General features: G+C 36.9%; 28 protein-coding genes and 3 pseudogenes. 17 read left to right on the top strand and 14 right to left on the bottom strand.

The annotated features are described in order from the left end of the window. The first annotated feature begins 38 nt into the window (after window positions 1-38). Window positions 39-1,352 (top strand): xylose isomerase, encoded by a 1,314-nt coding sequence (gene xylA, locus WG932_RS10110; protein WP_014023036.1) that lies wholly within the window; start codon window positions 39-41, stop codon window positions 1,350-1,352. A gap of 260 nt (window positions 1,353-1,612) precedes the next feature. Here xylA and WG932_RS10105 read toward each other — a convergent pair whose 3' ends face one another. Both WG932_RS10105 and WG932_RS10100 read right to left on the bottom strand, forming a co-directional pair. Then, window positions 1,613-2,311, bottom strand: coding sequence for a mannitol dehydrogenase family protein (locus WG932_RS10105; RefSeq protein ID WP_483088617.1), 699 nt, complete (start codon window positions 2,309-2,311; stop codon window positions 1,613-1,615). Next, window positions 2,303-2,925: pseudogene (locus tag WG932_RS10100) on the bottom strand (mannitol dehydrogenase family protein); the annotation flags it as partial. The gene WG932_RS10105 and the pseudogene WG932_RS10100, both read right to left, overlap by 9 nt. A gap of 805 nt (window positions 2,926-3,730) precedes the next feature. Between WG932_RS10100 and WG932_RS10095 the strand changes: the two are divergent. From WG932_RS10095 to WG932_RS10060, 8 genes and pseudogenes are all read left to right on the top strand, one after another. Then, window positions 3,731-5,136, top strand: a pseudogene (locus WG932_RS10095) (putative oxidoreductase C-terminal domain-containing protein). A gap of 28 nt (window positions 5,137-5,164) precedes the next feature. After that, window positions 5,165-6,433: a dienelactone hydrolase family protein gene (locus WG932_RS10090; RefSeq protein ID WP_339677134.1), complete on the top strand. Its 1,269-nt coding sequence runs from the start codon at window positions 5,165-5,167 to the stop codon at window positions 6,431-6,433. 30 nt (window positions 6,434-6,463) lie between these two features. Then, a complete protein-coding gene (locus WG932_RS10085; protein ID WP_483087836.1) occupies window positions 6,464-6,952 on the top strand; it encodes a hypothetical protein in 489 nt (162 codons plus the stop codon). Further along, complete coding sequence (locus WG932_RS10080; protein ID WP_483087835.1) at window positions 6,931-7,311, top strand: hypothetical protein; 381 nt, start codon at window positions 6,931-6,933, stop codon at window positions 7,309-7,311. Before WG932_RS10085 ends, WG932_RS10080 begins: the two co-directional genes overlap by 22 nt. Continuing rightward, window positions 7,308-7,640 carry a hypothetical protein gene (locus tag WG932_RS10075; RefSeq protein WP_483087834.1) on the top strand — a complete coding sequence of 111 codons (333 nt, stop codon included), beginning with the start codon at window positions 7,308-7,310 and terminating at the stop codon, window positions 7,638-7,640. The genes WG932_RS10080 and WG932_RS10075 overlap by 4 nt, the downstream gene beginning before the upstream one ends. A gap of 10 nt (window positions 7,641-7,650) precedes the next feature. After that, entirely contained in the window at window positions 7,651-8,127 is a 477-nt protein-coding gene (locus WG932_RS10070; RefSeq protein WP_483087833.1) for a sugar phosphate isomerase/epimerase family protein, read from the top strand. Beyond that, window positions 8,124-8,537, top strand: coding sequence for a sugar phosphate isomerase/epimerase family protein (locus WG932_RS10065; protein ID WP_483088616.1), 414 nt, complete (start codon window positions 8,124-8,126; stop codon window positions 8,535-8,537). The genes WG932_RS10070 and WG932_RS10065 overlap by 4 nt, the downstream gene beginning before the upstream one ends. 185 nt (window positions 8,538-8,722) lie before the next feature. Then, window positions 8,723-10,816: an alpha/beta hydrolase family protein gene (locus WG932_RS10060; protein ID WP_483087832.1), complete on the top strand. Its 2,094-nt coding sequence runs from the start codon at window positions 8,723-8,725 to the stop codon at window positions 10,814-10,816. A gap of 872 nt (window positions 10,817-11,688) precedes the next feature. On the opposite strand, the gene fbaA is transcribed toward WG932_RS10060, so the two are convergent. Then, the gene (fbaA, locus tag WG932_RS10055) at window positions 11,689-12,750 is read right to left on the bottom strand and encodes a class II fructose-bisphosphate aldolase (RefSeq protein ID WP_483087831.1); all 1,062 of its coding nucleotides are present in this window, start codon (window positions 12,748-12,750) and stop codon (window positions 11,689-11,691) included. A 199-nt stretch (window positions 12,751-12,949) separates the two neighbouring features. Between fbaA and WG932_RS10050 the strand changes: the two genes are divergently transcribed. Further along, the gene (locus tag WG932_RS10050) at window positions 12,950-13,813 is read left to right on the top strand and encodes a substrate-binding domain-containing protein (RefSeq protein WP_483087830.1); all 864 of its coding nucleotides are present in this window, start codon (window positions 12,950-12,952) and stop codon (window positions 13,811-13,813) included. 105 nt (window positions 13,814-13,918) lie between these two features. Here the strand turns inward: WG932_RS10050 and WG932_RS10045 are convergent, their stop codons facing one another. Next, on the bottom strand, window positions 13,919-14,278 hold the full coding sequence (locus tag WG932_RS10045) for an NIPSNAP family protein (protein WP_483087829.1): 360 nt from the start codon (window positions 14,276-14,278) through the stop codon (window positions 13,919-13,921). Window positions 14,279-14,394: 116 nt separating this feature from the next. Continuing rightward, window positions 14,395-14,709: a hypothetical protein gene (locus tag WG932_RS10040; protein ID WP_483087828.1), complete on the bottom strand. Its 315-nt coding sequence runs from the start codon at window positions 14,707-14,709 to the stop codon at window positions 14,395-14,397. A 176-nt stretch (window positions 14,710-14,885) separates the two neighbouring features. On the opposite strand from WG932_RS10040, the gene WG932_RS10035 reads away from it, so the two are divergent. From WG932_RS10035 to WG932_RS10015, 5 genes and pseudogenes are all read left to right on the top strand, one after another. Beyond that, window positions 14,886-15,833 (top strand): UDP-glucuronic acid decarboxylase family protein, encoded by a 948-nt coding sequence (locus WG932_RS10035; RefSeq protein WP_014023024.1) that lies wholly within the window; start codon window positions 14,886-14,888, stop codon window positions 15,831-15,833. A 268-nt stretch (window positions 15,834-16,101) separates the two neighbouring features. After that, window positions 16,102-16,509 carry a response regulator transcription factor gene (locus tag WG932_RS10030; protein ID WP_483087827.1) on the top strand — a complete coding sequence of 136 codons (408 nt, stop codon included), beginning with the start codon at window positions 16,102-16,104 and terminating at the stop codon, window positions 16,507-16,509. After that, window positions 16,502-17,065: a response regulator gene (locus WG932_RS10025; protein ID WP_483087826.1), complete on the top strand. Its 564-nt coding sequence runs from the start codon at window positions 16,502-16,504 to the stop codon at window positions 17,063-17,065. The genes WG932_RS10030 and WG932_RS10025 overlap by 8 nt, the downstream gene beginning before the upstream one ends. Next, window positions 17,046-17,099: pseudogene (locus WG932_RS10020) on the top strand (hypothetical protein); the annotation flags it as partial. The gene WG932_RS10025 and the pseudogene WG932_RS10020, both read left to right, overlap by 20 nt. Window positions 17,100-17,111: 12 nt before the next feature. Continuing rightward, window positions 17,112-17,711, top strand: coding sequence for a sugar transferase (locus tag WG932_RS10015; RefSeq protein WP_483088615.1), 600 nt, complete (start codon window positions 17,112-17,114; stop codon window positions 17,709-17,711). 116 nt (window positions 17,712-17,827) lie between these two features. Here WG932_RS10015 and WG932_RS10010 read toward each other — a convergent pair whose 3' ends face one another. From WG932_RS10010 to WG932_RS10000, 3 genes are all read right to left on the bottom strand, one after another. Further along, window positions 17,828-18,394, bottom strand: a complete 567-nt coding sequence (locus tag WG932_RS10010; protein WP_483087825.1) for a glycosyltransferase — start codon at window positions 18,392-18,394, stop codon at window positions 17,828-17,830. Window positions 18,395-18,423: 29 nt separating this feature from the next. After that, entirely contained in the window at window positions 18,424-18,588 is a 165-nt protein-coding gene (locus tag WG932_RS10005; protein ID WP_483087824.1) for a hypothetical protein, read from the bottom strand. Window positions 18,589-18,838: 250 nt separating this feature from the next. Beyond that, window positions 18,839-19,051 carry a hypothetical protein gene (locus WG932_RS10000; protein WP_483087823.1) on the bottom strand — a complete coding sequence of 71 codons (213 nt, stop codon included), beginning with the start codon at window positions 19,049-19,051 and terminating at the stop codon, window positions 18,839-18,841. A 133-nt stretch (window positions 19,052-19,184) separates the two neighbouring features. On the opposite strand from WG932_RS10000, the gene WG932_RS09995 reads away from it, so the two are divergent. After that, a complete protein-coding gene (locus WG932_RS09995) occupies window positions 19,185-19,964 on the top strand; it encodes a glycosyltransferase (RefSeq protein WP_483087822.1) in 780 nt (259 codons plus the stop codon). A 26-nt stretch (window positions 19,965-19,990) separates the two neighbouring features. Next, window positions 19,991-20,365 (top strand): hypothetical protein, encoded by a 375-nt coding sequence (locus tag WG932_RS09990; RefSeq protein WP_483087821.1) that lies wholly within the window; start codon window positions 19,991-19,993, stop codon window positions 20,363-20,365. A 14-nt stretch (window positions 20,366-20,379) separates the two neighbouring features. On the opposite strand, the gene WG932_RS09985 is transcribed toward WG932_RS09990, so the two are convergent. The 6 genes from WG932_RS09985 to WG932_RS09960 all read right to left on the bottom strand — a co-directional run bounded on the left by WG932_RS09985 (window position 20,380) and on the right by WG932_RS09960 (window position 25,482). Continuing rightward, window positions 20,380-21,714: an oligosaccharide flippase family protein gene (locus WG932_RS09985; RefSeq protein WP_483087820.1), complete on the bottom strand. Its 1,335-nt coding sequence runs from the start codon at window positions 21,712-21,714 to the stop codon at window positions 20,380-20,382. Next, window positions 21,711-22,166: a glycosyltransferase family 4 protein gene (locus WG932_RS09980; RefSeq protein WP_483087819.1), complete on the bottom strand. Its 456-nt coding sequence runs from the start codon at window positions 22,164-22,166 to the stop codon at window positions 21,711-21,713. Before WG932_RS09980 ends, WG932_RS09985 begins: the two co-directional genes overlap by 4 nt. After that, window positions 22,148-22,792, bottom strand: coding sequence for a glycosyltransferase (locus WG932_RS09975; RefSeq protein ID WP_483087818.1), 645 nt, complete (start codon window positions 22,790-22,792; stop codon window positions 22,148-22,150). Before WG932_RS09975 ends, WG932_RS09980 begins: the two co-directional genes overlap by 19 nt. Window positions 22,793-22,854: 62 nt before the next feature. Further along, complete coding sequence (locus WG932_RS09970; protein ID WP_014023017.1) at window positions 22,855-23,763, bottom strand: glycosyltransferase family 2 protein; 909 nt, start codon at window positions 23,761-23,763, stop codon at window positions 22,855-22,857. A 39-nt stretch (window positions 23,764-23,802) separates the two neighbouring features. After that, the gene (locus WG932_RS09965) at window positions 23,803-25,182 is read right to left on the bottom strand and encodes an O-antigen ligase family protein (protein ID WP_483087817.1); all 1,380 of its coding nucleotides are present in this window, start codon (window positions 25,180-25,182) and stop codon (window positions 23,803-23,805) included. Window positions 25,183-25,200: 18 nt separating this feature from the next. Then, window positions 25,201-25,482 (bottom strand): hypothetical protein, encoded by a 282-nt coding sequence (locus tag WG932_RS09960; protein ID WP_483087816.1) that lies wholly within the window; start codon window positions 25,480-25,482, stop codon window positions 25,201-25,203. Between the last annotated feature and the right edge of the window lie 38 nt (window positions 25,483-25,520).

Genomic DNA, 25,520 nt, shown 5'->3' with positions numbered 1-25,520 from the left:
ATTAATATACTTATCTAATACCTAACAAAAATTGAATTATGTCAGATATGTTTTTTCCTGAGATTGATAAGATTAAGTTTGAAGGAAAGGATTCAAAAAATCCCTTGGCTTTCAAATATTACGATGAGAGCCGGGTAATTGCCGGGAAGACAATGAAAGAGCATTTTCGTTTTGCAATAGCCTATTGGCATTCATTTTGTGCCACCGGAAATGATCCTTTTGGCCCGGGTACAATGGTTCATAAATGGGACCAATCCAATGATCCAATTCAAAGAGCTAAAGACAAAATGGATGCAGCCTTTGAATTTATCGGTAAAATTGGAGCTCCTTTTTATTGCTTTCATGACATTGACCTGATCGATGAAGGAGACAGCATTGCAACCTATGAAAAACATATGGGGGCAATAGTAGATTATGCCAAGCAAAAGCAAAAAGAGACCGGAATAAAACTACTTTGGGGAACGGCTAACGTATTTAGTCATCCACGGTATATGAACGGAGCAGCTACCAACCCTGACTTTGATGTGGTAAGTAGAGCTGCAACCCAGGTGAAAAATGCCATTGATGCAACGATTGAACTTGGAGGTGAAAATTATGTTTTTTGGGGCGGTAGAGAAGGTTATATGTCATTGTTGAATACTGATATGAAACGTGAAACTGAGCACTTGGCCCAGTTTTTAACGATGGCCAGAGATTATGGAAGAAAGCAGGGTTTTGAAGGTACCTTTCTTATTGAACCAAAGCCGATGGAGCCAACCAAACATCAGTACGATTATGATGCAGCTACTGTTATTGGATTTCTTAGACATTTTGGGTTAGACAAAGACTTTAAGCTAAATTTGGAAGTGAACCATGCCACCCTTGCAGGACATACCTTCCAACATGAATTGCAAGTTGCCACGGATGCAGGTCTTTTGGGAAGTATTGATGCCAATAGAGGAGACTACCAAAATGGTTGGGATACTGACCAATTTGCCATCAATCTACAAGAATTGACAGAAGCCATGCTGGTACTTTTGCAAGGCCCCGGATTTACCACAGGTGGAGTGAATTTTGATGCGAAAATTAGAAGAAACTCCACAGATTTGGACGATCTATTTCATGCTCATGTAGGAAGTATGGATGCCTTTGCAAGGAGTTTGGTTATTGCCAATGATATCATGGTGCATTCAGATTACCAAACCTTAAGAAAGAACCGTTATGCTTCCTTTGATGGAGGAAAAGGAAAAGACTTTGAAAGTGGAAAACTAGATTTGGAAGCATTAAGAAGCCATGCAATGGAAATTGGTGAGCCGAAAATGACAAGTGGTAAGCAAGAAATGTATGAAAATATCCTGAATCAATTTATTTAAACCAGAATAATGTAATCTTTAGAAAATCAGGCTGATTGAAGTCTTGGTTAGCATTACCTTGGTGAAATTTAAAAAGTAAAGACTTGGGTGACTTTGAATTGATTTCACTTCGTAGGAGATTTTCTATTGCGAGTTAAATTGTTCGAAGAAAGGCATAAAAAAAGCGGCTTAATTTTTAAACCGCTTTTTTTATGCCACTTCATTCATCTCGGATTATGTAATAGGCTTTGTACGCTTGAATTGATGGCGTTTGGGAATAATTATCCTTCCTCTTGAGCCAATAGGACTTTAACTTCTTTAATTAAGGCTTCACTAAGCCCATAAATTAAGTTAAGGTCTTGATCCCAATAGTCCACTTTTGACAACACGCTTTCCACTACTGCCTCAGGTCTTTTTATTTTCCATATCTGATCAAAATACTTAATTACTTCAGGTTTGTCTTTAATGGGAGTAGGCTCACCATTATAATGACCTCTGTAAAACACAATCATTGCAGCAAATGCTTGTACCATACCTGTAGGGATTTGATCTTTTTTATTGATATAATCCAGCAAGGTGGGCAAAACTCTAACTTTCCATTTTGCGATAGAATTCAATGCAATATCACTTAGCTTGTGTTTAATAAAAGGATTTCTGAACCGATCTAGGACATCTTCTGCAAATGGAATTAAATTTTCTTCGGGTTGATCCATTGCAGGAATTATTTCTTCAAAGATGACTTTTTGGAGATAATTACTCGTGGATTCATTTTCCATGGCATCTTTGACTAACCTGATACCTTTAAGGTAGGCAACAGGTACCAAACAAGTGTGGGCCCCATTAAGGATTCGCACCTTTCTTGTTCTGTAAGGGCTGATGTCCTTTACAAAAAGTACATCAAAACCGGCTTTATCTAATGGTAATTCTTTTTTAAGCCATTCCGGTCCATCAATGGCCCAAAAATAAAAGGGTTCTGTCATCACCATTTGCTCATCTTTAAAACCTAATTGAGCTTGAATTTCATTACCACTACCCAATGGATATCCCGGCACAATCCGGTCTACTAATGTGTTGCAAAAAAGTTGTGCTTCACCACCCAATCCTCAAAATCTCCTGAGAGGTCCCATAAATCAATGTATCTTTTGATGTTTTCTTTAAGCTTTTTTCCATTGTCTTCAACCAATTCACAAGGGATGATTACCAACCCTTTTTCAGAAGCTCCATCAAAATGTTGAAAACGATGATAAAGCAAAGCAGTTAATTTTCCTGGAAAAGACTCAGGAGTAGTCGCCCAATCCTTATCGTCTTCATCAAAATATATGCCTGCCTCTGTTGTGTTTGAAATAACAAATCTTAATTCCGGTATTTTGGCCAAATCTAAGTAAGCCTTATAATCTAGAAATGGGTTGATGGCCCCTCTTACTGATTGAATTAACCGACTATCTTCTATGGTTTGGCCTTTACTAACCCCTTTGGTAAGGACATGATATAAACCTTCCTGAGAGTTAATTCCTTGGGCGGGTTTTTTACTATGCACCTGCACCATTTGGATGTCTCCATTAAATGATGTTTTCTCATTTAGAATATCTATCATCCAATCTGCAAATCCTCTCAAAAATTACCTGTCCCAAATTGAAGTACACTAATTGGGCGAGTTGGAGATGAAGGAATATTTTGTCTACTTAATAGTTTCATGTTTATAAAATTATGATTTTAGGTTTTATTCTTTTTCCTAATCGAAAGAATTTTTTTCGCTTTGAGCTTATTATTTATTAAGATGCTACAATGTCTTAATTACTACTTAAATATTGAATTAAAGTATTTATTTTTTTTAAAATTGTGGTTAATGAATGCTATTCTTGCCCTTCGTTTTTTGTTCCCACTAAAGTGATTCATCAATTTAATATTCTAGCGGATTTGATCATACATGAAAGAAATTCAATGAGCTTTAGGCATATTAACCGGCCTATATGGATTCATCGTAATAGGTCTAATACCCTTGATTAATTTACATTAATGGCAAAATTTACTTTTAATGGATATGTGTATTCATCAAGCAAAGGTCAAAATTCATACCAACCAAAATAGGGAGGGACTTAATTTTACGGTTAATAATAAACTGAGTTTTATTTAAATTTAAGTATTGGCTTATGCCGAGCCTATAAAGCGGTAGGTCTCTTGCCTTTTGTGACAATAAATCTTGAAAATATGCATCAATTGTAATCGGTAACGTTAATATATGTTTTATTCTCCTTTATTATTGTTTATATTTATTCCCTTGATGCACGACAATGCTTTTTCTTAGGTTAAAGCAATGATCGAATATTTATGCAAAAAGCCAAAGGGTTATCCCAAAGTAATTATTACTTAATTTAAACCAATTACCAAAATCAAATCTTATGAAATTTAATAGTAAATTTTGGTCACCTATTGCTGCCTCAATTTTGCTTTTATCATGTTCCAACGAAAAAAATGTGGAAGAAGAAGTGAAGACTACCTTTACCGGAGAAAAAAACGAAATAAAACTACTTACTCTTGATCCCGGCCACTTTCATGCCCACCTTGTGAAAAAATCCATGTACGAAGAAGTGGATCCAAAAGTTTATGTGTATGCACCCGATGGACCGGAATTGACCTCTTATTTAAAATCAATTGAAAGTTATAATACCCGTGAGGAGGATCCTACTAGTTGGGAATTAGAAGTATACAAAGGAGATGATTACCTTCAGAAAATGCTAAGTGAGAAGAAGGGTAATGTAATGCTAACCGCAGGAAACAATAAGAAAAAACTGCTAACATTAAGGCTACCATAGAGGCAGGCATTAATGTTTTGGCCGACAAACCTATGGCCATAGACGCGCAAGGCTTTGAAACCTTAAAAGAGGCCTTTGAACTTGCAGAGAAAAACGATGTATTGTTGTTTGATATCATGACCGAAAGGTTTGAAATTACTACTATTCTTCAGCGCGAGTTTTCATTAATTCCTGAAGTTTTTGGAGAAATGGAAAAAGGTACGCTTGAAAACCCGGCCATAACCAAAGAAAGTATTCACCATTTTTACAAGCAAGTATCCGGAAAAACCTTGATCAGACCAGGATGGTTCTATGACGTTAACCAACAAGGTAATGGTATCGTGGATGTTACCACACACTTAGTAGACTTGGTACAATGGGAGAGTTTTCCAGACAAAATCATAGATTATAAGACAGACATTGAAATGATCAATGCCAAAAGATGGACCACCGACCTTACACTTGAAGAGTTTACCTTGTCCACCGGTCTTGAAGAGTTCCCTGATTACCTGCAATCTGTTGTTTCTGATGGATTACTGAAGGTGTATGGTAATGGAGAAATCAACTATAAAATTAACGGAATTCATGCCAAGGTATCTGTAATATGGAATTATAAGGCTCCGGAGGGGTCTGCTGATACTCATTATTCTATCATGAGAGGATCCAAAGCGAATTTGGTGATCAGACAAGATGCTGAAGAAAATTATAAACCTGAATTGTATATAGAGCCGGTTGAAGGACAAGATATTGCTGCTTTTGAAGCCAGTGTAACCAAACATGTAAAAGAACTTGCAAGCACCTTTGAAGGTTTGGATGTTGTAAAGGTTGAGGGACAAGACTCTTGGAGGGTTGAGATTCCGGAAGCTTTCCGTCATGGACATGAAGATCACTTCAGAGAGGTAACTGAAACTTATATCGATTATTTGGAACAAGGTAAATTACCTGATTGGGAAGTTCCAAATATGTTGGCAAAATATTACGTTACTACTCAGGCCTTAGAATTAGCCAAATAAAATTTCTATTCAATAAAAATTAATTCAGATGAAAAAGCCAAGAAGAGACTTTATCAAAACTGCAGGATTGACAGGTTTTGGTATGGTGGGAGGAATATTGAATCCTCAAAATCTTGCTTTTTCATCTGTTTCTAAAAAAACCGGTATGACCAAGGCTGATCTAAGTATTATTGGTCCTTACGGCCCATGGGCCAATGGATTGATCAGTGATCAATTGCCATCACTTTCTTACAGAAATGAGCGTTACACTTCTCTTGAATCTTGGAGAAAGGAAGCCATGGCAACTGTCAAAGAAAGGATGGGTATACCTGATTTGGGAGCTATTCCTAAGGTGACCGTGCATGATACATATGAAAACGACGGTCTAGCATTTGAGGAAATTAGTTGGCAATTGCCCTATGGAAACCGAACAAAGGCTTTGGTGATCAAACCTGCCGGTGTGGTAGGGGAACTGCCTGCAATCCTTGCTTTTCATGATCATGGAGGAAATAAATATTTCGGATTACGAAAAATTACCCGAACAGGAAAAGCGCAACATCCGCTGATGAAAGTACACCAGGAGCATTATTATGAGGGAAAAGCTTGGGCCAATGAAATGGCAAAAAGAGGATATGTTGTTATGGTTCCCGACTCCTTTACTTTTGCCAGCCGTAGGGTGTTATTGGAAGAAGTTCCGGAGAACCGGAGAGCCGGTTTGACTGATGAAAATCCAGAAAATGAAGAAAACATTGCAGCCTATAATAAATGGGCTGCTGATCATGAACATGTCATGGCCAAGTCTTTATTCTGTGGTGGTACCAGCTGGCCTGCAGTATTTTTTGCTGAAGATCAGATGGCCTTAAACATTCTTTTGGCCAGAAAAGATGTGGATTCTAACAATGTAGGCTGCGGAGGATTATCTGGAGGGGGATTGCGTACTGTGATGATGGGAGGTTTAGACCATAGGATTAAATGTGCCGTCTGTGTAGGCTTTATGAGCACATGGACAGATTTTCTTTTGAACCGAGCCTATACCCATACTTGGATGGCCTATGTTCCTAGGCTTCCGAATGAATTGGATTTTCCCGAAATTTTAGGGCTTCGTGTACCATTGCCCACATTAGTACTCAATGATCGAGAAGATCAATTGTATACTTTATCTGAAATGCAAAAAGCAGATAAAATTTTAGCATCTGTTTTTGATAAAGCCGGAGCCTCAGATAAATACAGAGCCTCCTATTACCCTGGTCTTCATAAATTTGACAAAGCCATGCAAGCAGAGGCTTTTGATTGGTGGGACAAGTGGTTAAAAAGTTAATTATTTCATTTCTTATTTAAAACTTTCCTTATGAAATCAAATAGGTATTTATTGGCTTTTATTGTTTTGTTTTTAACAAGCTCGATGGCAGTATTTGCACAAAGTGTGGATTCAGACATGCTATGTGTCGGTGATCATTGGACAGAAGAGGAAGGAGCTTCTTTTCTACAGATGGAAAAGGGAAAATACAAGACCGAAAAAGATTGGGACAAGAGGGCCAATGCTATTAGGAAGCAAATCCTAAAAGGAACAGGTTTAAATAAAATGCCTAAAAAGACTCCTTTGAACCCTGTAATGGGAGAGATTAGGGAATATGAGGGTTATGTTGTTCAAAATGTGGCTTTTGAAAGCTTACCGGGAGTATTCGTTACCGGAAGTTTATACATGCCCACTGAAAATCCGGGCAAAATTCCGGGTGTTTTAAGTCCTCATGGACATTGGACCAAGCCTGGAGAAGTAGGAAGGTATAGGCCTGACGCGCAAAAAGATTTGCTTCTATGGCCAGAATGGGTGCAATAGTTTGGGCTTATGATGCAGTAGGCTATGGTCAGATGGAAGAAATTGGATGGGGACATAGAGACGGAGATGTTCTGAAATTACAATTATGGAATAGTATTAGGAGTGTTGATTTTATGCTTTCTCTTGGAGCTGATCCTGATAAGTTAGCTGTGACAGGTGCTTCCGGTGGTGGAACCCAATCCTTTTTGTTGGCTGCAGTAGATGACAGAATTGATGTAGCCGCTCCGGTAGTAATGGTTTCGGCACATTTTTTGGAGGGTGTACCTGTGAAAGCGGGATGCCCATTCATAAAGCAAAAGATTACCAAACAAATAATGTTGAAATCGCTGCAGTATTTGCTCCAAAGCCACTATTGTTGACCTCAGTTGGCGGTGATTGGACCAAAAACACCCCTAAAGTGGAATTTCCCCATCTGCAATATGTATATGGGTTAAAAGGTCATCCTGAAAAGGTGGAAAATAAACATATACCTGAAGATAACCATGGATATGATGAAAAGAAAAGGCAAGCAGTATATCCATTTTTAGCCAAATATTTAAATTTAGATTTATCTAAAGCCATGTATGAGGATGGTCGATTAAAGGAAGAAGCAGTGGTGGTCGAAGACCAGAAGGCACTCTATCCATTTACTGAAAAGAATCCTTTTCCAAACCATGGATTGACTTCCATAGAAAAAATTAAATGGTAAACCCAAAACGATGAACAACGACCAAAATAAACGAAGAAACTTTCTTAAGAAAAGTCTTATTTCCGGAATAGCATTAAGCAGTATAGGAACCTCCTTGATAAATCCTACTCTGGCAAAGTCAGCATCTATGAAATTAGGTCTGGTTACTTATTTGTGGGGTAAAGATTGGTCCTTGCCGGAGCTTATTAGCAATTGTGAAAAAGCAGGCTATGAAGGTTTAGAACTTCGTACCCAACATGCCCATGGAGTTGAAACAAACCTTAATGAAAAGGAGCGTAGAGAGGTTAAAAAAAGGTTTGAAAATAGCTCAGTAACATGTGTAGGCTATGGTAGCAACTACGAATACCATAGCCCCAATCCAAATGAACTTGAGGCCAATATAAAAGGTACGAAAGAATACATTAGACTGTGCCATGATATTGGCGCCTCCGGAATTAAAGTAAAGCCCAACCGACTTCCGGAAGAAGTCTCTAGGGAAAAACCATAGCACAGATAGCTAAATCTTTTAGTGAAGTTGGAGAATATGCAAAAGATTATGGTCAATTGGTGCGGGTGGAGGTACATGGAAAAGTTACCCAGCAACTACCTGTTATGAAAGCAATATTCGATCAAGTAAGCTCATCCAATGTAAAAATATGCTGGAATAGCAACAATACTGACCTTATGGAGCCGGGACTTGTGGGTAACTTTAATATGGTAAAAAAATGGTTAGGGGATACAACCCATATAAGGGCATTTGATGAAAATGATTACCCTTTTCAGGCATTACTTCAATTATTACATCAAGCAGAGTATAATGGATGGATTTTGATTGAATCTCATAGTGATCCTGAAGATAAATTGGCGGCCATGGTTGCCCAAAAAGAGACTTTTGACAAGTACTTGAAAAATCTATAAATTAGAAATAGTAAAGCATTTCAAAGTGTTGAAGATTAATTTAAAGAAAACATGCTGAGAAAAAGATTATTTTTCAATGGATAACCATTCGCAATTGGGAGGGTTTAAGGATCAATTCAAAAAAAAATAATATAGCAACAGTTTATTCAAAATGCTGTTGCTATTTCATTACAATCAAATTATTAATGAAAAACATACCACTAATCTTATTACTTTGTATTGGCATCTCCTTAAATGGTTTTGGTCAAGAGAATCTAAATGTGATCAAATCTCACTGGGTTAATTTCACAGATGGACCCAATGCCCTCTACAAGCACCAAAGCCAACAAGCACTGGAAATGCTAAAAGATAGGGATGAGGCGATTGCTTCTATTTCTTCTTTAAATGAGTGGAAAAATTGGCAAGCCAAAGCCAAAGAGAAGTTAATGAAGGTGGTAGGTCCCTTTCCGGAAAAAACACCATTAAATGCTAAGATAACCGCTAAACACAAAGGCAATGGATTTAAATTTGAGAACATAGTTTTTGAATCTCAACCAGGTCTGTATGTGAGTGGCACTTTATTTATTCCGGATGGAGCGAAAAGTAATACGCCCGCTATTATCTATTGCTCGGGCCATACGCCTTTGGCTTATAGGGCTCCGACCTATCAACATGTAATTTTAAACCTAGTAAAAAAAGGATTTATTGTTTTCGGTTTTGACCCCCTTGGACAAGGTGAAAGGTTAGAGTATTTTAATCACGAAACCAACGAAGATCAAGTTGGAGGTCCCACAAAACAGCATTCTTATCCTGGAGCTCAAGCATTTATCGTAGGTTCTTCTCAAGCCAGACACATGATTTGGGATGGCATCAGGGCTGTAGATTACCTGATGACCAGAAAAGAAGTAGATCCAAAAAGAATCGGAATCACGGGTAGATCAGGAGGAGGTACGCAATCTTCCTATATCGCAGCCTTTGATGAAAGGATTAATGCATCTGCACCTGAAAATTACATTACAAATTTCAAGCGACTGATGCTTACCCATGGCCCTCAGGATGCCGAACAAAATTTCTACCATGCCATTGCCGAAGGATTGGATCATCCCGATCTAATGATCGTTAGAGCTCCTAAACCAAATCTGCTTATCTCTACTACCCGTGACATGTTCAATATAGAGGGGTTAGAGAAACAAGTCAGCAAGTACAAAAAATTTATGATGCTTATGGGGTACCTGATAATTTCCAAAAGATTGAAGATGATGATGGCCATGCTTCTACAAAGAAGAATAGGGAGCGCATGTATGCTTTTTAGAAAACACCTTAACTTACCCGGACCTGTGGTAGATCAAGACATAGATACACTTTCTATGGAAATTCTGCAGGTGTCACCAACAGGACAGCTTGTTACCAGTTACAATGGTAAAACAACCTATGATCTTAACAAGGCCGAACTAATAGCGTTGAATGGTACTTTGAAAGAGAAAGTAGCTTGGGCAAAGAAACTTTCGGGGTATCAAGCGCCCGGTAAATTTTCGGAAACCATGATGGTGGGCAGGTATCAACGTGATGGGTATACAGTGGAACAACATCTGATGAAAGGGGAAGGAGATTACTGGTTGCCTTATCTTTTAATGAAACCTGAACATGAGACTGACAAAGCGGTACTATATTTAGATCCATCAGGTAAAGCGGTTGATGCTAGTGTAGGAGGAGACATGGAGGCTTTGGTCAAAGCAGGGGCAATGGTGCTTGCTCCGGATCTTTTGAATACTGGAGAGATGGGCAATGGAGGATTTAAAGGTGATGCCAATTTCGACGGAAATTCCTACAACCTTTGGTTTGAAAGTATTCTTATTGGAAGAAGCATTGTGGGGATTAATGCAGGTGATGCCAATCGGCTGGTAGCCGTATTACAGGAGAAAGAAGGGGCCAGAGAAATCAAAGGCCTTGCTAAAGGAGAAATGTCTTCGGTATTGCTTCATGCGGCCAATTTCAATCCTGCTATATCTTCAATAGCGCTGCTAGATCCGATGAGTTCTTACAGAGGAATTGTGGAGTCCTTTAAGTACAATACTAGTGAAATTAATTATACTGTAGCCGGAGCATTGAAGCATTATGATCTGCCGGACTTATTGGAAAATTTAAGTATTACCAATCCCTTGGTACTTCATGAAAATACTGAGTTGAAAAAAGAACTTTCCCTTTTGCCGGAACGTGGAGGTAAGGAAAAAATTAAAGCCCTTTCTGTGAAAAATTCAAATGATAAAAAAGCTTATTTGACAAAATGGCTAAATCCTTAAGCAAGGGTATTGTTTCAATTTCAAGAACATATTTGACTTGAAAAAATGGTAAAAGTTAAAAAGCATCGGGTTTCTACTCGGTGCTTTTTTTAGTGTCCACTTCCACTGTAAAACATGATAATGATTTAATAGTTTTATTGATTTTTTAATTGGCGCATATATCCCAATTCCAGCTTGTTGTTCTTCGTAATAGTCAATAGCTTCCTGAATATCCTTGATAGCCCTGGGGTCAATGACTAAGCTATAAGCCATTTTTAGGACTTTCCTATAAAAGTAAATTGCTTGCGAACTTCCTTCCATTCAACCATGTCTTCCGCTTTGGCTGTTTTGATTCGCTCTCGCACTATTGATTTATGTTCCTGGGGGCCTTTGTTTCTTCAGACACTTCAAAGCCCAGTTGGTTGATAAGTTCCATAAAGAAGGCAAGCTTTTTATCTGGTATTTTAAGAGTTACTTCCTTTATAGTATTTTTGTTTTAAGGTTTGTTAATAGATTATAAAACGCAAATTAAGTCAATTAAATTGCGCACTAAAAAAGTTGAATTACTTAAGGCCTGTAGATCAAAGTTAACTATTCTGGCAGATAGTTGAAAAGCGATAAAGTTAAAAAAAATATGAAATCGGCTCGCAAAGGCATGCAGTAACTGGAACAGCAGGCAAGTTTAGTTTTATAATCGGGATCAAAAAGCATGGTCCCAAAATTATAAGATGGTGAATTAAGAAGATTTGTAAGTTGAGACCCCATTTTAAATAGAGTCAATTGCCAAGTAATAAATTATTAGGTGACAGCTTTAGAGGGGATTTCAAAAAATCTAAAACAAAAAAAGCTACCCAAAAAGGGCAGCTTTAACAATCAATTATTAATTTCTAAATTTAATTTCTATCCAATGCATTAAGCATATCGAAGGCAAGTTCTAATCTTTTGCTGAAGTTCTCTTCACCTTTTCTAAGCCATACCCTAGGGTCATAAGACTTTTTGTTAGGATTGTCTGCTCCTTCAGGATTTCCTAATTGGGTTTGAAGGTAACCTTCTTTGCTATGGTAGTATTTCAATACACCTTCCCAGAATGCCCACTGAAGATCGGTATCAATATTCATTTTTACAGACCCGTAGCCATTGGCTTCTCTAATTTCTTCTACAGTAGACCCTGATCCACCATGGAATACGAAGTTCACAGGTTTGCCAGTAGTTCCGAATTTCTCATTGATATAATCTTGAGAATTTTTCAAAATTATAGGTTTCAATGAAACATTACCCGGTTTGTATACACCATGGACATTACCAAAGGCAGCAGCAACAGTAAACAAATCGTCTACTTTTTTCAACTCTTCATAAGCATAAGCTACTTCTTCAGGTTGTGTATAAAGTTTTGAGCTGTCAACCTCTGTATTGTCCACGCCATCTTCTTCTCCACCAGTTACACCAAGTTCGATTTCAATAGCCATTTTTATTTTGGCAAACTCCTTGAAATATTTAACAGAGGTTTCGATATTCTCCTCTATGAACTCTTCAGATAAATCCAACATATGTGAGCTGAAAAGAGGTCTTTTGTAGGCTTCATAATAAGCTTTACCTTCAGCAAGTAAACCATCGATCCAAGGTAGTAATTTTTTTGCTGCGTGATCTGTGTGTAAAACCACAGGGACACCATATACTTGAGCCATTTTATGTACATGCAGGGCACCGGAAACACCACCTGCCACAGATGCTTGTTGCTTGTCATTAGGAAGGCCTTTGCCAGCATAAAACTGAGCACCGCCATTTGAAAACTGAATCATTACCGGGGAGTTGACCCTTTTTGCGGTTTCTAAAACAGCGTTCACAGTATTACTGTTGATACAGTTAACTGCTGGCATTGCAAATTCACTTTCTTTGGCATAGGCCAATAGGTCTTTAAGCTCTTCGCCGTACTTTACTCCAGGTTTGAATTTCATATTAAATAATTTATGGTTGTATTAAATTTGATCCGCATCAATCCACCAAAGTAATTGATTAGGAATTCAAAGATATAAATAGTGTGGAACAATTACCTTATTATTTGATTGAAAAAAACTTTTTCACCGAATTTTTCATTATTTTTCTAAGCAATATTTAGGGTTGGAAACTATAAAATTTCCTTTATATATTTGTTTTATGGAACAAATAAGGATTACAGGGGTACCAGAGCATTTTAATTTCCCTTGGCAACTATTGGTTAAAGAACAACCTTTTTTAAAAGATGGGGTGAATTTGGTCTGGGAAGATGAGTCCAGAGGATCTGGAGCAATGAATTCTGCCATTAGAAACGATTCAACTGATTTGGCCATCATACTTACCGAAAGTTTTTTGAAAGACAAAATTGACGGAAACCCTGGAAAAATTATCGGGTACCATGTCAAGTCTCCTTTGGTATGGGGGATTCATGTTCCTGCAGAGGCCGGTGTGAATAATCTTAATGATCTTAAATCTTCCCCATTTCTGGTAAGTAGAAAGGGATCAGGCTCTCATTTAATGTCTTTTTTACTTGCCAAAAGAGAAGGCTGGAACCCTCAAGATCTCAATTTTGAAATTATTAATAATCTAGATGGTGCCATTTCATCATTTAAGGATAATAAAGTTAAAGCTTTTCTTTGGGAAAAATTTACAACCAAACCTTTGGTAGATCAAGGGCTTTTCAAAAGAGTTGGGGAAATCCCCACGCCTTGGCCTTGTTTTGTTATTGTCGCTTCAGATAAAATTTTAGAGCATAAGCCAGAATTGCTTCAAAAAATTCTAAATGAAATTTACAGTATCAATAGGAAAATTTTGGAAGACAAAGAAAGTTTTGTTCTGCCTATAAGTAAAGCTTATTCGCTTGAGGATGAAGATGTTAGGGATTGGATCCGGCAGACAACTTGGGCAGAAGATGCTGAAGTCCCAAGTCAAGAAATTGGCATTACTTTGGAAACTTTAATGGGTTTAGGGCTCATCGATGAAAAAATGGACATTGCTGAATTTATTCAAAATTTAAATCCTTAATTGCTTATGTGATGCCTTTTATAAATGAATAGCAGAGGAGTATTTAACAATTAGACAAAAGACCGAACATTTAATAAATGTTCGGTCTTTTGTCTTTTGGTAATTTTAAAAATCTGAGTAGGAAGTTGGTCGCAATAGTCTTTTATCATTTTTAGAAACAGTATTGTCATACTCACTATTGGCCTTTAATGCCAACCAAGCTGGATAATCACTAAAGGTGGCCCAGTGTGCATCCCTATCTTCCATGTTCTCAAAGGCTGTCAAATATACAAGGTTAGGCATATTTGCACCTGCCAAAGGCTCTCCATAAAAAATGCCGTTGAAATTTAATTCATCAAAAATATCAATTTCACCTTCGTTAAACATTTTTACTTTTTGGTGGTAAAGCCTTTCTGTAGCAGACTCATAACTTCTTAATTCATAAACCCTTTCACTTTTAGGAGAACTTAGTTTCGGAAGAGCCATTCTAGGTCTTGTTTCAAAGGCTTGCATTAAAGAGGTCTCAATCCTACTAAAGCTAGGATTATCAAATGCTGCATGAATGAATGTTTTACCTTCTTCTTGATGTTTGGGGTCAGATTTTATTTTTCTTTGAAATCTGAAATAATCTTTTGAATCTGAAAAGGGTAGAAAAACGTAGATTTTTTTCCTGCATCAGGCTCGGAGGGCAATGGTTTAAAAACACCAACGTTCTTAACTCCTGCTCGATGGGCAGCCGGTATAAAAGCCTTTTCTAAATAATTTTCAGTTACTTCCCCTTGTTTAAGATTCGCTATGTGGTAAACCCTTAACTCATACAAGTCTTTTTTCCCATCTTGGGCTTTAAGAGAGAAGGAACTTATAATGAGAAGAAAAAATAAAGCAAAAAACTTAAATGTACATGGATTGTGTTTCATCTTGTTTTAGGTTTTTGATGGATTTATTGGTTAAATTAAGTAATTGATAGATAAATTTAAGTATATTATTGGGATCATTTAGAAAAAGTTATTTGAATGGGAAATATATTATTATTTTTGGATTTTAGACAACAGCAATTTTAGACTTCAAGTTTTTAACTAATTATTTTGATAAAATGAAAAGGATTTTAGTAACAGGTGGAGCCGGGTTTTTGGGTAGCCATCTTTGTGACAAACTTTTAGAGGAGGGCAATGAAGTAATTTGTGCCGATAATCTTTTTACAGGTAGAAGAAGAAATATTCACCATTTATTGGAGAATAAGAATTTTGAATTTTTAAGACACGATGTAACGCTTCCATTGTATGTTGAGGTAGATGAGATTTATAATCTTGCCTGTCCTGCTAGTCCTGTTCATTATCAATTCGACCCTGTTCAAACCACCAAAACTAGTGTGATTGGTGCCATCAATATGTTAGGCCTTGCAAAAAGGCTTAAAATAAAAATTTTACAGGCCAGTACCAGTGAGGTTTACGGGGACCCAGAGATACATCCGCAACCTGAAACATATAAGGGTAGTGTCAGTGTAACCGGACCTAGAGCCTGTTATGATGAAGGAAAAAGATGTGCGGAAACGTTATTTTTTGATTACCATAGGCAGCATGATTTAAGCATTAAGGTTATGCGAATATTCAATACCTATGGACCTAGAATGCACCCATCTGATGGTCGAGTGGTGAGTAATTTTATCGTCCAAGCATTGAAAGGGGAGGATATAACCATCTTTGGAGATGGAATGCAAACCAGGAGTTTTGGATATGTGAGCGATTTGATCTCTGGAATGTATAAATTGATGAACAGCTCTGATGATGTAATTGGGCCAATTAATATTGGTAACCCAGTAGAATTTACCATGCTCGAATTGGCTGAAAATGTCTTGGAACTAACCGGTTCAAAAAGCAAGCTTAAATTTCTACCGCTTCCACAGGATGATCCCATGCAAAGAAAACCTATTATTGATTTAGCCAGGAAAGAATTGGGCTGGGAACCAAAGGTCCAGTTAAAGGAGGGCTTGGTTGAGACCATTAAATATTTTGACCTTATTTTAAAAGAAGATAATGTTTAAGGATTGAGTCATCCCTAAGCGATTGAATACGGCATTGTTCTTGTAAAAAGAGCAATGCTTTTTTTTTATTTTAATTTTTGTTTAAAATACAAAAATTAGCTATTTGAATACTATATTTTGTAATTTGTAAATATTGTAAAATTATAAGTTATATTTTTCACATATCATTTTATTAAATAAGGAAATTAAATATTAAATCCTTTTTTTATTTGCAGGTTCGTTTTTACCTTTATTAGTATTTAAATAGGTATTATGAATTTTTGCAACTATGAAAAATAAGTATAAGATTTTTGGTATAGATGACGAACCCTCTGTTCTTCTAATCATACAGCATTATTTTAAAAGTAAATTTGATGTTAAGGTATTCAATAAACCTGCAGATGCCATAGCAAGTATGCAAGAGGGTGATTTACCTGATATAATTATTTGTGATTTAAACATGCCGGCAATTAGTGGAGCGGAATTTGTTGAAATGGTTCGTTCAAGTGGATTTTTCTCTTCCATTCCTCTAATCGTTCTTTCTGCTACAGACTCCTCTGAAAAGAAAATTGATATATTGAACATGGGCGCTGATGATTTTATGGTTAAACCTTTTAACCCTAAAGAGCTTGAAGCCCGAATAAATTCAATATTAAGGAGGACAGGGAAATTTGCAATCGATTCAATAAATGAATAAAGAAAATAAAAAAATTGCTTTGATTTCTGAGGATCAAGAAGTAATTGATGCGATAAATAAAGCTGTAGGAGAAATTTTTGACATCAATGTTTTTTCTAATGGAATAATCTTTTACAATCAACTTTCTAGTTCACCGGAAGGGTACTGCATGATCCTTAGTGATTCCTCTTTAATGGATGTTCATGGAATAACCTTGAAAAATACCATAGAAAAATTGGGCTTCGGAAATTTGCCCTTTTTTATGATCGTTGATAAAGCTACTCCTGAAGATATTGTTAATGCCATCTCTTCAGGGGTTACGGATTTTATCTTAAAACCTATCAGAGCCAAACAATTGAGATCCCGGCTGGAGTTTCAGTTGAAACATCCTACAACGAATAAGAAAGCTCAGGAATATACTACCCTCAAAGAGTCAAAGACACCATTTATTAAAAGAGTTTTTGATATTGTAGTTTCCGGAGTTATTATTTTGGTTTTGTTGCCATTATTCTTAGTTGTAGCCATTTTAATTAAGTTGGAGTCTAGAGGACCGGCCGGTGTTCTATTATTCTTATAGAGTAGGGACAGGGTATAATATCTTTAAGTTTTATAAATTTAGATCCATGGATCCTGATGCTGATGCAAAATTACAGCAATTAAAGCACCTGAATCAGTACAACAATGAAGAAGAGACCATTGAAGAAGAGGAGGTAAAACCTAAAGAATTAGTGAATGAGGTAAAAGAGCTTTGCGAATTTTGTGAGCAAGCTGGTGGTGGATGTCTTCAACCTATGTACGATGACAATAAAATGGTCTGTGAAAAAATTCTCATGGCTAAAAAGGACAGTAATAAGGATGCAGCATTTATCAAAATTAAAGATGATCCTCGCGTAACAAAAATTGGTAAATTTATTAGAAATACTAGTATTGATGAACTACCCCAATTGTGGAATGTCTTGAGAGGTGATATGTCCCTTGTAGGAAATAGACCATTGCCTTTATATGAAGCAGAAAAAATTACCACTGACAAGTATGCATTGAGATTTCTTGGTCCTGCAGGTATCACCGGCCTTTGGCAGGTTGAAAAAAGAGGTAGGGGCGCTATGTCTGAAGAAGAGCGATTAAGCCTTGACAATGATTATGTTAAAAATTTCAGTATATGGTTTGATATAAAAATTTTATTGCGAACCATTCCTGCATTGTTCCAAAGCGAAAATGTTTAATACCGTTAATAATAATAAAATTGAACTATTTAGAGTGTCTTTGTATGATTGGACACGTTATGGTGTGGGGAATGGAATTGTAATTTTGTCGGTTAAAGGCTAAACATTGCCACCTTTTAACCGCCGAGTAATTGCCAAAATAACTTTACCCTTCCTTTCCAGGTGTTTTTTGAAGCCTCAAGGTACCTGGATTTTGCTTTTTGATCTGAATCAGTATTCAATTCCTTTTGTATAGCTTCATTAAAATTTTCAGGTATTTTTTCAAGGCTAATTAAAGGGTGAAATGACTGTATATCTTCTGAAAAAGGCGTAGCAACTATTGGCTTTCCGGATGCTAAGTATTCATTGATTTTAAGAGGATAAATACTCTTGGTGACCTCATTGCAAAGAAAAGGCAATATCAATAATTGAAAATGGGCCAGGTATTGAGGAAGTTGTTCAATTTTCTTTGGTCCGGTAAAGAATAGGTTGGGAATTTTATCCAAATCAATTTGAGTATGCCCTTGGTGATTTCTAGGGCCTACCATTACGACACTTTTATCAGGATTAGCTTTACAAATACTTTCAATCAAATTGTAATCCAAGCGGTGACAAATATTACCCGTGTAGCCAATTATAGGACGAGGAATATCTTTGAGGTCTTCCGGGATTTTCACAACTTCATCATAAGCTGTTTTAAACAAATCAAAATCCGCTGCATTTGGAAAATAGGCTACTTTTTTCCTGATAGACTTTCTAAATCTTTTTGGAGCATCCGGGAAGTTACCAGGCTGAGATCTGCATTTTTTACAGCTTCAATTTCTTTTCCTGCCCCATGTTTTCTTAAGTAGGGTTCCAGTGCCCTAATATTATCCCTAGATTGATAAACAAAAGCCAATGGTTTAAAATTACTTGGTAATTTGCTTAAATAAAGCGGATTAAAGGAATTAAAAAAGATAAAGTCCTCTTCGTTTAACGCTTTTATGGCCTTTTTATGGCCCCTGCCAACCTTCTGTCATTCCATTTTGAGAAGTAATTATAGAGCTTACCGGAGGGTAACCAGTTTATTGGAAGCATTAATGGTGGACAAAGGGTATAGAGTAAAGGACTAAATTGTGTAAGTGGTTTAAGACTTTCTGTCCCATTAATCAAGGCCTTTTTTCTAGCGACAACGGAGGGTTTTTACGCTCCTTCATATAATCAAGCAAGGTAAATGGATAATCCACATAAATTACCTTTTGGTTTTGGGCAAAAGTTTTGGCTAGTGACCAAGAAGCAGAAGAAAACTCACCGTCCCATCTGGACATGCTGGTCATAACAATGGTAACCTTATCAAGCGTAAGATTTGAAAAATCCTCCATAAAAGCTGTTTTTTTTCTAAAATAATCAATGTTTTCCGCATTGGAAAGCTTAAATTTAGGTTTATAACAATCCTTAATTTTTGAAGCTTTGATCTTATTTATTATTATTTCCTGTATTTGTAGCTTTTATCTTTTGTTTCCTTTATTAAGTACTTTTATATCATTTTTAGGGGGTAAATTTAAATTAAAGGAAGCGGAACTAACGGCAGACTTTGCTTGTGTTATCACAGTTTATAAAGAAAAAGACATTGCATGGCCGTTGGTGAGGGCCTTGCTTGCACAAGATTATCGCAATTACCATATTTATTTGGTGGCAGATGGAATTGAAGGGGAATTGGATGTAATGACACATGAAAAGCTGACCATCTACCAACCCCGGCCATTTCTTAATAGTAAGGTAGCCTCTTTAGGCTTGGTTTTAAAAGAAATGAAAACAAGACATAGCCATGTGGTTGTTTTTGATCCGGATAACCTTGTTCCATCACATTTTTTACGCGTAATCAGTAAGTATCACGCCAATGGTTTTAATGCTGTGCAAGGGAAAAGAATTGCAAAAAATATTGAAGGTACCTATGCCTCTTTGGATGCACTTGGAGAGTATTACTATGACTTTGCTGTCAGAAATCTTCCTTTTCAATTGGGTTCCTCTTCTACAATCGCTGGTTCCGGTATGTCCATTGAGAAAAATCTGTATGAAGAAAATATTGCCAAAGAGTTATTGATTTTAGAAAAACAGGGGGTAGTTGTAGCAGAGGATAAATCTTTGCAATCTGAACTGGTTGACCAAGGGCATATAATTGCCTATGCAGGAGCGGCTATAGTATTTGATGAGAAAATTACAGGAGCCGAACAAATCGGAAGGCAAAGGGGAGGTGGCTCAACAGCTACTTTGGACAGCTTCCTGAAAACCTGAAATTAATAGGTAAAGGGGTATTGAAAATGGATTGGAACCGAGTATATTTTGCCATAATGACAGCTATGCCACCTATGGTGGTGTTGGTAGGTCTTAGTGGGCTCTTAGCTATAATTGCCCTGTTTATCAACTGGATTTATTTCTTTCTGTTGACTGGAAGTTTAATGTTGTTTGCGCTCGCCTTTTTATTGTTATTGCTATTCAATAAAACACCGATGAAAGTATTACAGGCTATTCCTAAAATCCCCTTATTTGTGTTAGGCCAAATTTCAGGAATGCTCAATATTAGAAAGGCGAGTAAGGATTTTATGGCTACTAGCCATAATGAAATTACGGAGATTGATGTTTTATGGAAACAGCGCAGACATGAGTTTAAGCACCTTGAAAAAGATTGGGAATAATTTTTTAATGGTTTTCAGGATTTATTTTTCACTTTATCTTTTAGTGTTTCGATCATAATGGGATAATTTTCAAAAGCTTTTATCCAACATTGCCCAATTCGTATGTCAACGAATTTATTTAAGATGATAAATTTTATTATTGAAGTGGTGAACAAGGCAAGAATTAAGCCATAGGCAGCTCCCATTAAACCAAACCATTGGATGAAAAGATAGCTGAATATAGCTCCATAAACGAAAGTACCGAAAACCATAATCATATTAAAAAATGGTTTACCTATGGCATCTAGAAATACTCCGGATTGTCTGTCAAAAGGCTTGATTAGTGCCATAAATGACATGATTCTCAAAAATGGGACGGCATCTAAATAAGCTTCTCCTGCTATCAGCAAGACAATATAATGGGCGAAGAGCATACAAAATAACCAAAAAGGAATGGTGAGACTTAACATCATCCCCAATGTCTTTTCATAGATTTCACCAACCATTTTGCTTTGCTTTTTATCGTGAGCTTCAGCTGCTTTTGGGTAACTAATAGAAGCTATAGAATTCACAGGAATTTCAACCATATTCAAAACCCTCCCTGCTGTATTGGCCATGGCTACTTGTACAGGAGACAATAAAGCTCCTAATAAAAATTTGTCCAAGCTATTGGTTAACATGGATACTAAATTGGTTCCGAAGACAAATTTTCCAAAGTGAAAAATCCTTTTCAGCCAATATTTTTGTGCTTTTAGACGAATTTTTAAATAATTTCTGACCTGATAAACTGACATAATTGTGGCTAATAAAAAAGCCAAGTTTTGATACCAGGCCAGTTCAATCAGACTGAGTTTTATGTCTAAAAAATAGCCAAATAAAATCACCAAAAAGAATGGCAGGCTTTTACTTATGCCTGCCCAAAAATAAGCTTGGAAATCGTACTTTGCCTGCATCAATACCATATTGTGTGTATGTAAAATCAATACCGGAAGGATCAAGGAATGAATTTTTATTAGGTCAGCTAAACCATTAGCATTTAATAATTTTTCTAGAGGCCCAGCCAAAATCCACAATAAGAAAACCAATATCAAGGTTAAGGCCGTGTTTAGCCATACTGAAGCAGTTTGTATTTTTGCTTGAATAACTTTTTCTTTTCCTACTAGAAATTTGATCATTCCATTTTGGATGAAACCATTTCTAGCCATATCAATTATTGCAACTATGGTGATAAGTAAAACCCAAATCCCAAATTCCTCAGGACTAAATACCCTCACAAGAAGCATAAAACCGATGAAGCCAAGAACAAAATCTACACCTCGGTGCATCATGGTGAAAAAACCACCGGTAAGCCAATATTTCTTATCAGTCATTGTGTAGCATGGATTTTTTTATAGGCAGTGAGTGTGTCCAATGCCCCTTTTTTATAGTCAAAAAATGGGGGTCTATCATAGCCTTTACTGATAAGTTCTTTTCTAAGGACTTCGTCTGACAATATCTTCTCTATGCCGGCACTAATAGCCGAAGGGTCAAAGGGGTCAACAATAATGGCAGCATCACCTGCAACTTCCGGCATAGAGGAGGTGTTAGCGGTGATTACTGGACAGCCACATGCCATTCCTTCCAAAATAGGGAGGCCAAAACTCTCTCTTAATGAAGGGTATAAAAATACTTTAGCCTGACTGTATATGGCAGGTAAATCTTCGTTGGGAATATAGCCGGTCAGGTGAATTTTTGAAAGCAGTTGAGGCGCCTTAATCTCATTCAACATACTTACCAGTACTTCTTTGCCAAAGTCTGGCATTACTATGTCCGGATAATCCACCTTTTTTTATCAAGAATGGCTAAACTTTTTAACACTCCTTTGAGATTTTTCTTAGGATCTGTATTTCCCAGAAATAGAATGAATGCCTTAGGTAAATTGTATTTATTACGAATAATTTCCTGTTTTTCTGGAGATTCTACCTTAAAATGATTGGCTACACCGTTATACACCACTTGAACAGCATCAACTTTCATATTGAAATGCTGAACAATCCTTTTCTGTTCATAATGAGAGACTGTAAATATCATTGCTGCATTTTTCACTACTTTTGGCACATTCCATCTTCTGTAGATGTTTCCAAGTCTTTGGTACCAGGTACCTTCTTTTAGGTTGATTTTTTCCAAATAGATAATGTCGTGGAGAGTTATTAAAAGCGGAACGGAACATGCAACAGGAGCCGTATTACTGGTGCAGTGAAGAAGATCTAATTGATAAGTTTTTACCGCTTTAGCTAAGTGTTTTTGTTCCCAAATTGGGTAAGGTGCAGGGGTAAGGGGGACAATTTTAAAGTTTTTTGTTTCTTTTATTGCAGAAGGGTCTTCTGTATCATTTACAAAGATGAAATATTCATTTTCGGTGTCTAGCTGTTGCAAGTTTTTGATTAGGGCAAGGGCCACCATGTCCATGCCATGCTTTTTTCTCTAAAAATGCGTTGTGCTTCTATACCTATCCTCATTGTCCGTTTTGTTTAGTTGTTTAAAGTGGGGTTTTCCTTGATGTCTTTCAGAAAAAGCCCGTCAACAAAGCCTTTAAAATACTTTCCAAAATGGCCCCATTCAAACTTAAAGGCATGAACCAATAGATTTTTTGGAAGGGCTATGAGCATATAATACCCGGCTGTAAAGAAAAACAAAGGATAAGCTACATTTCTTCTAAGGTATAACCACCTGTTTCTACTCATATAATAAGTTTTGAGCAGAGAGTTTTTTCCTACACTCATAGACTCTTTGTGAAGAATATAGCTCTTAGGTTCGTACCATATATCATAACCTGCTTGTTTGATGCGTTCACAGTAATCCATTTCTTCATAATATAAAAAGTATAGCTCTGCCATAAGTCCTATTTCCTTGACAACCTTTCTGGGAATAAACATGGCAGCACCATGTGCCAATTGAGTGATTTCAGCTACTTGGTATTGACCTTCATCCTTTTCCAAATAACCTTTACCTCTACCTCTTCCGGTAATGGGGTTTATGGCTGAAAAACCTGCATATTGTATAATGTCAGGTTCTTCATGGTAGAGTATCTTAGGACAAACCAAACCTACATTTTCAACTATTTCGGTCCGTTCCAATAGGGTTTCAAGCAAGTCAGGAGCAACTTCAGTATCATTGTTAATCAGAAAGAAAAAATCACCTTTAGCAACTTCCATACCTCTATTATTTCCACCTGCGAACCCCTCATTAACCGGGCTTTTTATAAGGATGGTTTCAGGATATTTATCGAGGATACTATCCGGAGATTCTTTGGAAGCATTGTCTACCACTATAATTTCTACATTCGGATAGCTTACCTTTTGAAATGATTCTAAAAAACCCATGGTATGAACCAGGCCGTTGTAGTTGATGGTGATGACAGAGATCAGTGGTTTATTCATTTTCTGATGGTTTATTTAAACTTTTATCCATGTCTTCAGCTAGAAAAAATAAGCCCACGACATATAAAGAATGATTCCTGTAGGCATTTGCCCCAACAGTGGGTTGCCATAAGACGCTGCAGCTATACCGACATAGCCTCCGAATAAAGCCAATAATTTTTGCCGTAATCTAGGATCCTTGACTTTCCATATTTTTAGCAGCCCCATTCCGGCTATAAAAGCCAAAATGCCTATGTGTAGGTATAAACCTACTATACCCATCTCTGCCCATATTTTTACAAACCAACTGTCATTAGGTGTTTCCGCTAAAAATGTGCCTGGGCTAAATCTTTGGCCCCATGAGCCCGAAGTGCCAATACCTCCCCCAAAGGGTCTGGTTTTTAAGTATTCTGAAAATTTCCGTTGGTTTAAGTACCTAACATTTAATGATGGGTCTGATGGATCTAATGCAGACCTCATTCTACGGACTTGGTAATTGTTGTTGGCTATGGTAGTGAATTTTAGAAATGAAAAAGCTAGGCCAAGGGCAATCAACCCGGCAAGCATAAGCCTATAGTTTTTTGAAGCAAATAAATAAGCTAAAGAGCCTGCAACAGGAACCATTAAAGCTCCTCTGGTGCCACTCATTATCATCAAGTAAAAAAATAAAAGCGCCATCACAGCAAATAAAATTCTTTTCTTTAATGAAAAAGGCCCCAGTGCCAATACCATAGCCATTACTCCTGAATGAGCTATTCCTGCTCCAAATTGCCCTGCATCTGAGAAAAAGCTAAATACCCTTAAATTGCCAAAAAGGACATGAGTTGACCGGGAGCCCGCATCTAGCCATCTGTTTTCAGCATAATCAAGGCCAATATAAAATTGTCTCAAACCCCAAAATGAAGCCAGTATGCTTAAAGCAAAAACAATTATAAATAGGCGATTTAAATCAGAGGGTTTATTGGCATACAATAGTGTAAGAGGAACTGTGAGGAACATATACAAAGCGGTGCCTCTTACCGCATAAAACCAAGCCGTAACACTTCTCGCTTCAGGATTAAAGATTTCTGCCACATTATACCCCATCCAAATTAGTGTAACTAAAATGAGGCTATTGTGTAATTTTGAAAAATCGGTCTCGACTTTATTGTGAAAAAGAGCACTGACAATTAACATGGCCAATGCAAAATCCACAGTTAGCCCTAAAGGTAAATTAGGGACATATCTGATGGCACCAATGGATAAAAAAGCAAAAATTAATCCTGAGGCTAGTGACTTGTTAGGGTGACTCATCATAAAAATCCCACCTGCCAATACAAAAGGAAAGACAAGCATTAAACCAATACCCATCACCCCGGTTTTAACCACAAACAAACTCAAAAGCCCGGCCACTAGCAGGGCAAAAACTTTATTTGAGATATTTGCTTTGGTGATTTGCATAGTAGTTAGAAGTACCCTTTAGGATAGTAACTGCTTAAATTTTGTTCTAATTGAAGATCTTTTCTTTGGTATTTCACCATTAATGTCTTCTAGTTCATCCGCTTGCATTTTATTTAACCATACCAAATGAGAGGTTTTTACCATTTCTGTAATTCCATTATTAATAAATGCATCGGAGGATGTCCAAGATCTACCTGCATCAGTCACTAACACCAATACATTTGATTTGTTAATTAAGGAATAGTTGAAGGGTTTCTCTTTAATGTTTGGCAACTCCCATAATACAAATTCGTGTGGCAATTTGGTTAGGGTTTCTTCCCAGAAATACGATTCTTTTT

Source organism: Cyclobacterium sp. SOCE241, from assembly GCF_056867545.1.
Note: the sequence above shows the minus strand (reverse complement) of the source record. Positions and strands in the feature narration are given on the sequence as shown.

Excerpts from the sequence above, each read along its gene's own strand:
- xylA (WP_014023036.1), top strand. The coding sequence starts at position 39 with ATGTCAGATATGTTTTTTCCTGAGATTGATAAGATTAAGTTTGAAGGA.
- WG932_RS10105 (WP_483088617.1), bottom strand. The coding sequence starts at position 2,311 with ATGACAGAACCCTTTTATTTTTGGGCCATTGATGGACCGGAATGGCTT.
- WG932_RS10090 (WP_339677134.1), top strand. The coding sequence starts at position 5,165 with ATGAAAAAGCCAAGAAGAGACTTTATCAAAACTGCAGGATTGACAGGT.
- WG932_RS10085 (WP_483087836.1), top strand. The coding sequence starts at position 6,464 with ATGAAATCAAATAGGTATTTATTGGCTTTTATTGTTTTGTTTTTAACA.
- WG932_RS10080 (WP_483087835.1), top strand. The coding sequence starts at position 6,931 with ATGGCCAGAATGGGTGCAATAGTTTGGGCTTATGATGCAGTAGGCTAT.
- WG932_RS10070 (WP_483087833.1), top strand. The coding sequence starts at position 7,651 with ATGAACAACGACCAAAATAAACGAAGAAACTTTCTTAAGAAAAGTCTT.
- WG932_RS10060 (WP_483087832.1), top strand. The coding sequence starts at position 8,723 with ATGAAAAACATACCACTAATCTTATTACTTTGTATTGGCATCTCCTTA.
- fbaA (WP_483087831.1), bottom strand. The coding sequence starts at position 12,750 with ATGAAATTCAAACCTGGAGTAAAGTACGGCGAAGAGCTTAAAGACCTA.
- WG932_RS10050 (WP_483087830.1), top strand. The coding sequence starts at position 12,950 with ATGGAACAAATAAGGATTACAGGGGTACCAGAGCATTTTAATTTCCCT.
- WG932_RS10045 (WP_483087829.1), bottom strand. The coding sequence starts at position 14,278 with ATGGCTCTTCCGAAACTAAGTTCTCCTAAAAGTGAAAGGGTTTATGAA.
- WG932_RS10040 (WP_483087828.1), bottom strand. The coding sequence starts at position 14,709 with ATGAAACACAATCCATGTACATTTAAGTTTTTTGCTTTATTTTTTCTT.
- WG932_RS10035 (WP_014023024.1), top strand. The coding sequence starts at position 14,886 with ATGAAAAGGATTTTAGTAACAGGTGGAGCCGGGTTTTTGGGTAGCCAT.
- WG932_RS10030 (WP_483087827.1), top strand. The coding sequence starts at position 16,102 with ATGAAAAATAAGTATAAGATTTTTGGTATAGATGACGAACCCTCTGTT.
- WG932_RS10025 (WP_483087826.1), top strand. The coding sequence starts at position 16,502 with ATGAATAAAGAAAATAAAAAAATTGCTTTGATTTCTGAGGATCAAGAA.
- WG932_RS10015 (WP_483088615.1), top strand. The coding sequence starts at position 17,112 with ATGGATCCTGATGCTGATGCAAAATTACAGCAATTAAAGCACCTGAAT.
- WG932_RS10000 (WP_483087823.1), bottom strand. The coding sequence starts at position 19,051 with ATGGAGGATTTTTCAAATCTTACGCTTGATAAGGTTACCATTGTTATG.
- WG932_RS09990 (WP_483087821.1), top strand. The coding sequence starts at position 19,991 with ATGGATTGGAACCGAGTATATTTTGCCATAATGACAGCTATGCCACCT.
- WG932_RS09985 (WP_483087820.1), bottom strand. The coding sequence starts at position 21,714 with ATGACTGATAAGAAATATTGGCTTACCGGTGGTTTTTTCACCATGATG.
- WG932_RS09975 (WP_483087818.1), bottom strand. The coding sequence starts at position 22,792 with ATGGACATGGTGGCCCTTGCCCTAATCAAAAACTTGCAACAGCTAGAC.
- WG932_RS09970 (WP_014023017.1), bottom strand. The coding sequence starts at position 23,763 with ATGAATAAACCACTGATCTCTGTCATCACCATCAACTACAACGGCCTG.
- WG932_RS09965 (WP_483087817.1), bottom strand. The coding sequence starts at position 25,182 with ATGCAAATCACCAAAGCAAATATCTCAAATAAAGTTTTTGCCCTGCTA.